The following is a 6750-nucleotide window of genomic DNA, read 5'->3' as shown; positions in this document are numbered from 1 at the left end:
TCTTCGGTTGTCCTCACAAACCATCGATGATCAACGCGGTGGCCGTCCTCATGCCCACGCCACGCCCAACGCCGAAGGCAAGTGACGTTGGAGTATTAGGCAGGACTGGCCCCACCTTCGTCTCACCGCGATGCACACGGTTCTGCGCGCCAAGTTCAATCAACACCCAGAACTCGCAGACGTGCTCCTTGGGACCGGCGACGGCCGCATCGACTACAACATCAGCTCGGCCTACTGGAGCGGAGATACGAAAGGCCGCAACTGGCTGGGTCGTCTCCTGGAGCTTGTCCGGTCAGAGATCGTGGCTCAACGAGCCGGCTTCCTCAGGTAGAGGGTGAGCACGTTCCCGTATCGGCCGCTGACGTCGGCGCTCCCCAGACCCGGCAGGACTGGGCTACGCACGCACATGCCGCGATCCGCGCGTTGCGTGGGTTTCGTGGACGTTGTTGCGGGATCAGCCATTGGTCGCAGTACGACGAGTGCGCCGCGCCATCGGCTTGCGACGCGGATTTCGGCTGCGGGTCAGCCCCCATGCCGGCTCAGGGGCATCCCTGAGCCGGCATGTCGTCCGGTACCTGACCAGCATCGGCGCAGCCGTCATCGGCGAGCGAGGCGATGACGTACCGGACGCGCCCGGCTGGCTCGGGACCGTCTCCGACGTGCAGTGCCGGTCAGCCCCACCAGGTGAGCATGAGTCGCATTGGCTGCTGCCGGGACCAGTAGAAGACGTAGGGGTACCGGGTGCCGGTGAATCTGTTCGGCAGGGCCACGGCATCCCCGCAGCTGGGGTCGAGTCCGGCGGCGTCGGTGCCGGCTTGCACCGACCACACCCATTGCGCCCCGGTCCACCAGCGGGCGGCGAGCCAGGCCGCGGTGGCGGCGCCGCCGCCGGCCGAGCACAGCGGGGCGTCCGGCCACCGCCGGCCGACCTCGGCCCGGACCGCCGCGGCGAGCGGGGTGGCGCCGGTCAACAGGCCGCCGCCGCGCACGATCGGGGTGGTGTCGCCGGTCGGACGGACCCGCGCCGTGCTCTGGGCCAGGAGCGCGGCGGCCTCGTCGAACAGGTCGCCGGCGACCGGTTCGCCGTCGGCGGCGGCGGTGACCACCAGGGGCGCCAGCCGGGCCGGTTCCACGGGGGCTGCCGGGTCACCGCCTGGACCAGCACGTCGACGGTGTCCCGGGGGCGGGGCGCCACCTCGGCGGAGCCGAGCAGTTCGGTGAGCACGGCGGTCGCCAGCGGGCCGGGCGTGCGGCCCTGGTCCAGGTCGGCGAGCATCCGGCGGACCGCCTTGCGGCCCAGTCAGAAGCCGGAGCCGGCGTCGCCGAGCAGCCAGCCGTGACCGTCGGCGGTACGGTCCAGCCGCATCTCGCAGACGCTGGCGACGATCGCCCCGGTGCCGGCGATGAGCACGGTGCCTTCGGGGCTCGCGGTGCCCGAGGCGTACGCGACCAGGGCGTCGCCGTGCACCACGTAGGGGCAGCAAAGGCTGGCGTCGCGCCAGGCCCGGTCGAAGGCGTCCCGACCGGCCGGATCGGCGACCAGGCGGGCCGCCCCGGCCAGGCCGATCGTGCCGGCCCGTACCCGGGCGGGGTCGATGTCGGCGAGCGCCTCCCGCAGGTCGGCCAGGAGTTCGCCGGCGGCCCGCTCGGCGCCGTGGCTGGTGGGGTTGCCGCCACCCCGCCCGGCCGGTGCCCAGCCGCTGTCCGTCCAGGGTCAGGGCGGTCGTCCGGGTGGACGTACCCCCGACGTCGAGACCGACCACGACGGTGTCGGACATCCGCATCCACTCCTTGAGATCGATGCCGCGTTCATGCTGGTTGGCCCGGCAAGGGCCGGACCGGGTCCGGGCCTCCAGACTCTGGACGCTCTTGTGGACGCCGCAGGCACCTCTTATCTTTGGCATGTCCTCAAGGGCGTTCATCAATGGGCTGAGGCTGTACTCGAAAACGAGAGTGTGCCCGGCGGAGCGACTCCGCCCTCGGCGGCGTGCGAAGTCTCCTCATGGCTCGGTCAGGCCTTCTCGAAGGTGATGCTCCGCCGGTCGACCGACACCTGCTTTTCCACCACGGTGCCCAACTCTGTGGTGTACCAGCAGTAGAACGGCGTCGTGCCGAAGGGGAACACCGCCTGGTCGGGCATCGCGGCGTCGCACATCGCGGTGCCCGGCCGGGCGTTGTTGTTGGCTGCTTCGCTGTTCCACAGAAAACCCACGTTCGTCCGGGACAGCACGCCGACCGAGGCGACGGCGGACCAGGTCAGGTACTGGTCGGCGATCGACACGGTCACGTCCATCGGCACCGCGAGGTCGTCGAACTTCACCGTGCACCTCGCCTTCACGTTGCCGGTGATGAACTTCTTGTTGCAGGTCACGGACGTGTGCGCGGGCGAGCCGGCCTGGTTCAGTACCTGTTGTTGCAGCTCATACATGATCTTCGCGTGCGCTGTACCAGGAGTGCCGTAATCCGTGGTCGTGGCGGGGCCGTCGGCGGTGTACGGGTTGGCGCTCGACACCGGCCGCCCGGGCCGGGGCGGCGCGGCCGGCGACGAGGAAGGCGCGGTTGCGGCCGTGTCGGGACCCGAGCAGGCAGCGAGGGCAAGTAGCAGCAGCGGTCCGAGGCTCGCACGGAAAGGTCGCATCTGGTCAGGGTATCGACCAACGCCACCATGGCCGGAGTGCGACAAAAGCCGTGTTGGAGCAACGTCATTCCGGCAGAAGACCGTCAACCGTCAGCCCGCCAAGATCCGCGCTGTCGGCGAACGCGCCCTGCTGGTCGGCCGCCCGCCGGGATGCGCGCTCGTGGCGTTCGACTGCTCGGGCGTGGGCAATCGTGAGCAGCCGGTCGATCTCGGGCAGCATCTGCGGGTCGGGCATGACATGCTGCCGAAGCCGTAGAGCGCGTAGCCGGGGTGTGGCACGACCGTGTCCAGCCGGGCGAAGTCGAACTCGTCACGGTGCTCCTCGAATTTCTTGGGCAGGAAGCCGAAAGGCCTCTCGAACTCGGCTCGGCCCAGGTCCAGGTTGAGCCGGAAGACGCCGGGGCGGTCGAGCTGGGAGGCCTCGTCGAAGCCCGGCACATCATGTTCGACAATGGTGGCGAAGGGCTGGCGGCGGTCCGGGCCGACAAGAAGAACCGTCGCCCCAGGCACCCTCCGGCGATCCGTTTTCCTCGCTCGCCACGAGCTGCTCGGCGCCGGGCAACGCGAGGATACGCTCGGCGAGCATGGTCGGGTCGGTGCCGGTCGGGAAATGCAGCGCCACATCCGTGTGCTCGACAGTGAGGTGATCTCAGCGACTTGCGGGTGGGTATCGGTATTCGAAGTGGGTCAGGTGTAGAGCGGCGGCGACGATGTCGCCGGCTCCGCGGGGACTGCTGGTGGTGTGGTGTAACGCTTTCCAGCGTCCGTGGAGGATGGCGAAGCCGCGTTCGCCTTGCCAGCGCAGGCCGCGTAGCAGTCGGTTGGTGGTGCGGTTGCCCACGGCGAGCCGTCGGCCGTTGGTGGGTTGCTTGACCGGGGTTTTGATGCCGTGGCCTGCGCCGTCGTAGCCGGCGTCGGCCAGGGCGGGTAGGTCAAGCTCGGCGGCGGCCCAGTTCAGTGCGGCCGTGATGCCCTGCAGTTGGGCGCAGGTCAGGTCGTGCAGATGCCCCGGCATCGCGTCGGTGGTCCATATCGGCAGCCCGTCCGGGCGGATGATCGCTTGGATATTCGCGCCGAAGTCGCGGTGCTTTCCGGAATACCAGGCGTCGATGGTGTCGCCCTTGACGCTGAGCGTGGTCTCCGCAACGCGGTCGCAGTCGAACAGTTTGCCGTCGAGGATCACGTACGACCAGCCGTCGTCGGCGACCCGCTGCAACGCCTCGTGCAGATCGGGTGCCTGCGCGGCGAGGACCGCGACGCCCTCGGACACGTACCGGTACGCGGTGGCCCGAGAGACGCCGAACCCGGCACCCAGCAGCGTCTTGTCCTCGGCCTTACGGAACCAGACCAGCACCAACAACGCCTGGTAGAAGCAGGTCAAGGCCCGTGTCCCGCGCCGGGTGCCCCGGGCACGGCGCTCGGTCGCGAGCAGCCGGGCGAGGTGGCGCACCAGTTCCCTGGGCACGTCGACCATGGCAGGATAGGCAATCACGTGGAGCCCTCTCGAAGACGGAATCTTGTCGCAAAGACCTGTCTATCGATGGCTCCACGCCTGTATCGAGCACCGTCCGACCTGACCCGATACGCCCGTGTCGATCACATCTCGCCCACGCCTCTCGCGAGGCGCGATGCCCTCACGTCCGCGATCAGCGCAACGGTGCCGAGCCTGCGCATCCAGGGCGGCATCCACCTTTGGGTGTGCCTTCCCGAAGGTGCTGATACTCGGGAATTCTGCGCGACGGCCTATCAGGCCGGGGTGCTCGCGGGCGACGGGCGCCACTTCTTGGTCGACGAACCGCCCGCACCGTTTATCCGGTTCTCTTACGGTGCCGCCGCCGAGTCCCAGATCGTTGAAGGCGTCAGGCGGCTTGCTGAGCTCGGTGCCGTGTAACGGTTGAGCGTGACCAACCAGCGCCACAGCTTCTCGTCGCGCGCTCGGACGACCGAGGACAGCATTCGAAGGGCGTTGATAAGCTCGAGCGTTCAGGAGCCCGGGGTGCTTCTCTGGAGGCAACGCGAGGCCGTGGGCTCCTGAATCTGCAGATGGGGGACGGAGAGTGCGTACGCTCGTGAGTCGGCTCAGGACCGCTGCGGTGGCGGGGACACTGTTCCTCGGGACGATCGCACTCACCGCGTGCGCAAGCGTCGCAGGCAGCGGAGGGGACATGGCGTCGCCTGCGGCATCGACGGCATCGGCCGCCGATGCCCAGGCAGGCACGGGTCCGCGCGATCTCTCCCAGGGCGGCCGCTGCGAGGACGGCGAGAACATCACGATCCAGGCCGACGACGCTACGCCCGTCATCGAAGGCAACTGCGGGACCGTGACCGTCGAGGCGAACAACGTCTCCGGCAACATCGCAGCCGCGACCACGGTAACCATTCGCGGCACGGACAGCATGCTGCTCGGCGAGAAATGGGGCACCGCCACCATCACCGGTCGCGGATCGGGCGTCAACGTCGATGAGATCGCCACGCTCACGGTCACCGCCGACGACGCGAAGGTCACGAACCGGCGCACGCAGACGGCGACCATCGACGGCAGCAGGGCCACTGTCAACACCGACAGCATCGACCGGCTCACTATCGACGGCAGTGGCTCCACGGTCATCGCCTCCGGCGCGATCACCGCCCTCGAAGTCCACGGCAACGACAACACCATCACCTGGTCCGATGGAGCCCAGGCCCCGACTGCGGACACCGGTACTGGAAACCGCTACACCCGATAGTGTGCAGGCTTCGACGGGACGATGAGCATGCCGGGGCCGGGCCCGACACCTGGAGCATTCGCAATGCCTAGTACTCCAACGTCACTTCGCCTATCTGCGCTGGTAGTGGGATCGGCGGGCTCGGGCTTGGGATGTTCGGCGCCAGGTTGACCAGTGCAGGGTGTGCGCTGGCGGTAGCGATGCGGCGAGGACGAAGGCGTTGAGAAGTCGGCGGATCTCGGCGACGGTCAACGCAATGATCTTCGGGTCGGCCGGACTGCTGGGCGGTGGCGGCGAGGATGGTCAGGACGGCCAGGGCGAGCATGGCCAGGGTGATGAACCGGTGCCAGCCGGTCCAGCTGCGGACCTGGTAGTGGTCCAGGCCGATCTGGCCCTTGCCGGTTTGGAACAACTCCTCGATGCTCCAGCGGGAGCCGGCCACTCGCACGAGGGTGTGTAGTGGCACTGGGCGGGGTGACCAGCACAGGTAGAAGGCCAGCTCGCCGGTGGTGCGGTTGCGGCGGATGAGCAGCCACCGATGCTCACCAGGGCTGGTGGCGGTGGTGATCCAGGCCCGCAGGTAGTCGCGGTGGCCTTTCGCGCCCGGCCCGCAGCTGTGCAGCTGCCATTCTCGGGTGGGGATCCGCTCGGCGAGGTCGTCGACGCGGATGAGGGTGCGGCCGTCGTTGACGTGCACGCGTCGGTCACAGCCGACCGCGAGGACGTAGCCGATCCCACGGTGTTCCAGGTAAGCGCGTAGGCCGGGGTCGGCGCCGTAGACCTCGTCGCCGGTCACCCACCCTGCCGGGACGCCGGCGTCCAATGCGGCGGCGATCATCTGTCGGGCCAGGGTCGGTTTCGTGGCGAACCCGATCTGGTCGGGGACGCCGGCGGCGGTGAGGCGGTCGGGGCGATCGCACCAGGTCGTCTCTGGCAGGTAGAGCCGCCGGTCGATCAGCGCCCGGCCCGCGGGTGTCACGTAGGCCAGGAACACCCCGACCTGGCTGTTCTCGACCCGTCCGGCGGTGCCGGTGTACTGCCGCTGCACCCGACCGAGCACACACCCCTTTCTTGAGAAAGCCGGTCTCGTCGGTGACCAGGACGGCCTCGGGGTGGCCGAGTTGTTCGATCAGCCAGTCCCGCACGTCGTCGCGGACGGCGTCGGCGTCCCACACCGCCGTACGCAGCAGTCGCTGCATCGCCTGCGGATCACAGTGGCCAGCCCGCTCCGCCAGGGACCAGCAGGTCTTACGTTCCACGCCCGACAGCAGGCCTTCCACGAACTGCCCGGCAGTCCGCCGTGGCTCCGCCCGCACGAACCGGCCAGCGACGCGCGTCACCGCCTCGTCCAGGACGACCGCCAGCGGTCAAGGTCTAGGCTGTGGCCCACGGCCATCACGCGATCTT

Annotated in this window: 6 protein-coding genes and 2 pseudogenes; 3 read left to right on the top strand and 5 right to left on the bottom strand. The window is 68.9% G+C overall.

The annotated features are described in order from the left end of the window. Positions 1 to 94: 94 nt before the first annotated feature. A complete protein-coding gene (locus ACGF5G_RS32120) occupies positions 95 to 331 on the top strand; it encodes an NADAR domain-containing protein (RefSeq protein ID WP_393269816.1) in 237 nt (78 codons plus the stop codon). A gap of 340 nt (positions 332 to 671) precedes the next feature. On the opposite strand, the pseudogene ACGF5G_RS32115 reads toward ACGF5G_RS32120, so the two are convergent. The 4 genes and pseudogenes from ACGF5G_RS32115 to ACGF5G_RS32100 form a co-directional block, all read right to left on the bottom strand. Beyond that, positions 672 to 1778 (bottom strand): annotated as a pseudogene (locus tag ACGF5G_RS32115) (N-acetylglucosamine kinase). Positions 1779 to 2011: 233 nt separating this feature from the next. Continuing rightward, the gene (locus tag ACGF5G_RS32110; protein ID WP_393269810.1) at positions 2012 to 2638 is read right to left on the bottom strand and encodes a hypothetical protein; all 627 of its coding nucleotides are present in this window, start codon (positions 2636 to 2638) and stop codon (positions 2012 to 2014) included. A 90-nt stretch (positions 2639 to 2728) separates the two neighbouring features. Continuing rightward, the gene (locus ACGF5G_RS32105) at positions 2729 to 3148 is read right to left on the bottom strand and encodes a DUF6194 family protein (RefSeq protein WP_393269807.1); all 420 of its coding nucleotides are present in this window, start codon (positions 3146 to 3148) and stop codon (positions 2729 to 2731) included. Between the two features lie 139 nt (positions 3149 to 3287). Continuing rightward, a complete protein-coding gene (locus ACGF5G_RS32100; protein ID WP_393269804.1) occupies positions 3288 to 4112 on the bottom strand; it encodes a transposase family protein in 825 nt (274 codons plus the stop codon). Positions 4113 to 4178: 66 nt separating this feature from the next. Between ACGF5G_RS32100 and ACGF5G_RS32095 the strand changes: the two genes are divergently transcribed. Beyond that, the gene (locus ACGF5G_RS32095; protein WP_393269803.1) at positions 4179 to 4529 is read left to right on the top strand and encodes a hypothetical protein; all 351 of its coding nucleotides are present in this window, start codon (positions 4179 to 4181) and stop codon (positions 4527 to 4529) included. A gap of 202 nt (positions 4530 to 4731) precedes the next feature. Beyond that, the gene (locus tag ACGF5G_RS32090) at positions 4732 to 5364 is read left to right on the top strand and encodes a DUF3060 domain-containing protein (RefSeq protein WP_393269800.1); all 633 of its coding nucleotides are present in this window, start codon (positions 4732 to 4734) and stop codon (positions 5362 to 5364) included. Positions 5365 to 5454: 90 nt separating this feature from the next. On the opposite strand, the pseudogene ACGF5G_RS32085 reads toward ACGF5G_RS32090, so the two are convergent. Continuing rightward, positions 5455 to 6683: pseudogene (locus tag ACGF5G_RS32085) on the bottom strand (IS701 family transposase). Positions 6684 to 6750: the final 67 nt, after the last annotated feature.

Origin of the sequence: Micromonospora sp. NPDC047730 (assembly GCF_043204765.1) — a bacterium.
GTDB lineage: Bacteria > Actinomycetota > Actinomycetes > Mycobacteriales > Micromonosporaceae > Micromonospora.
The sequence above is the reverse complement of the archived record's forward strand: the minus strand, read 5'-3'. Positions and strand labels throughout refer to the sequence as shown.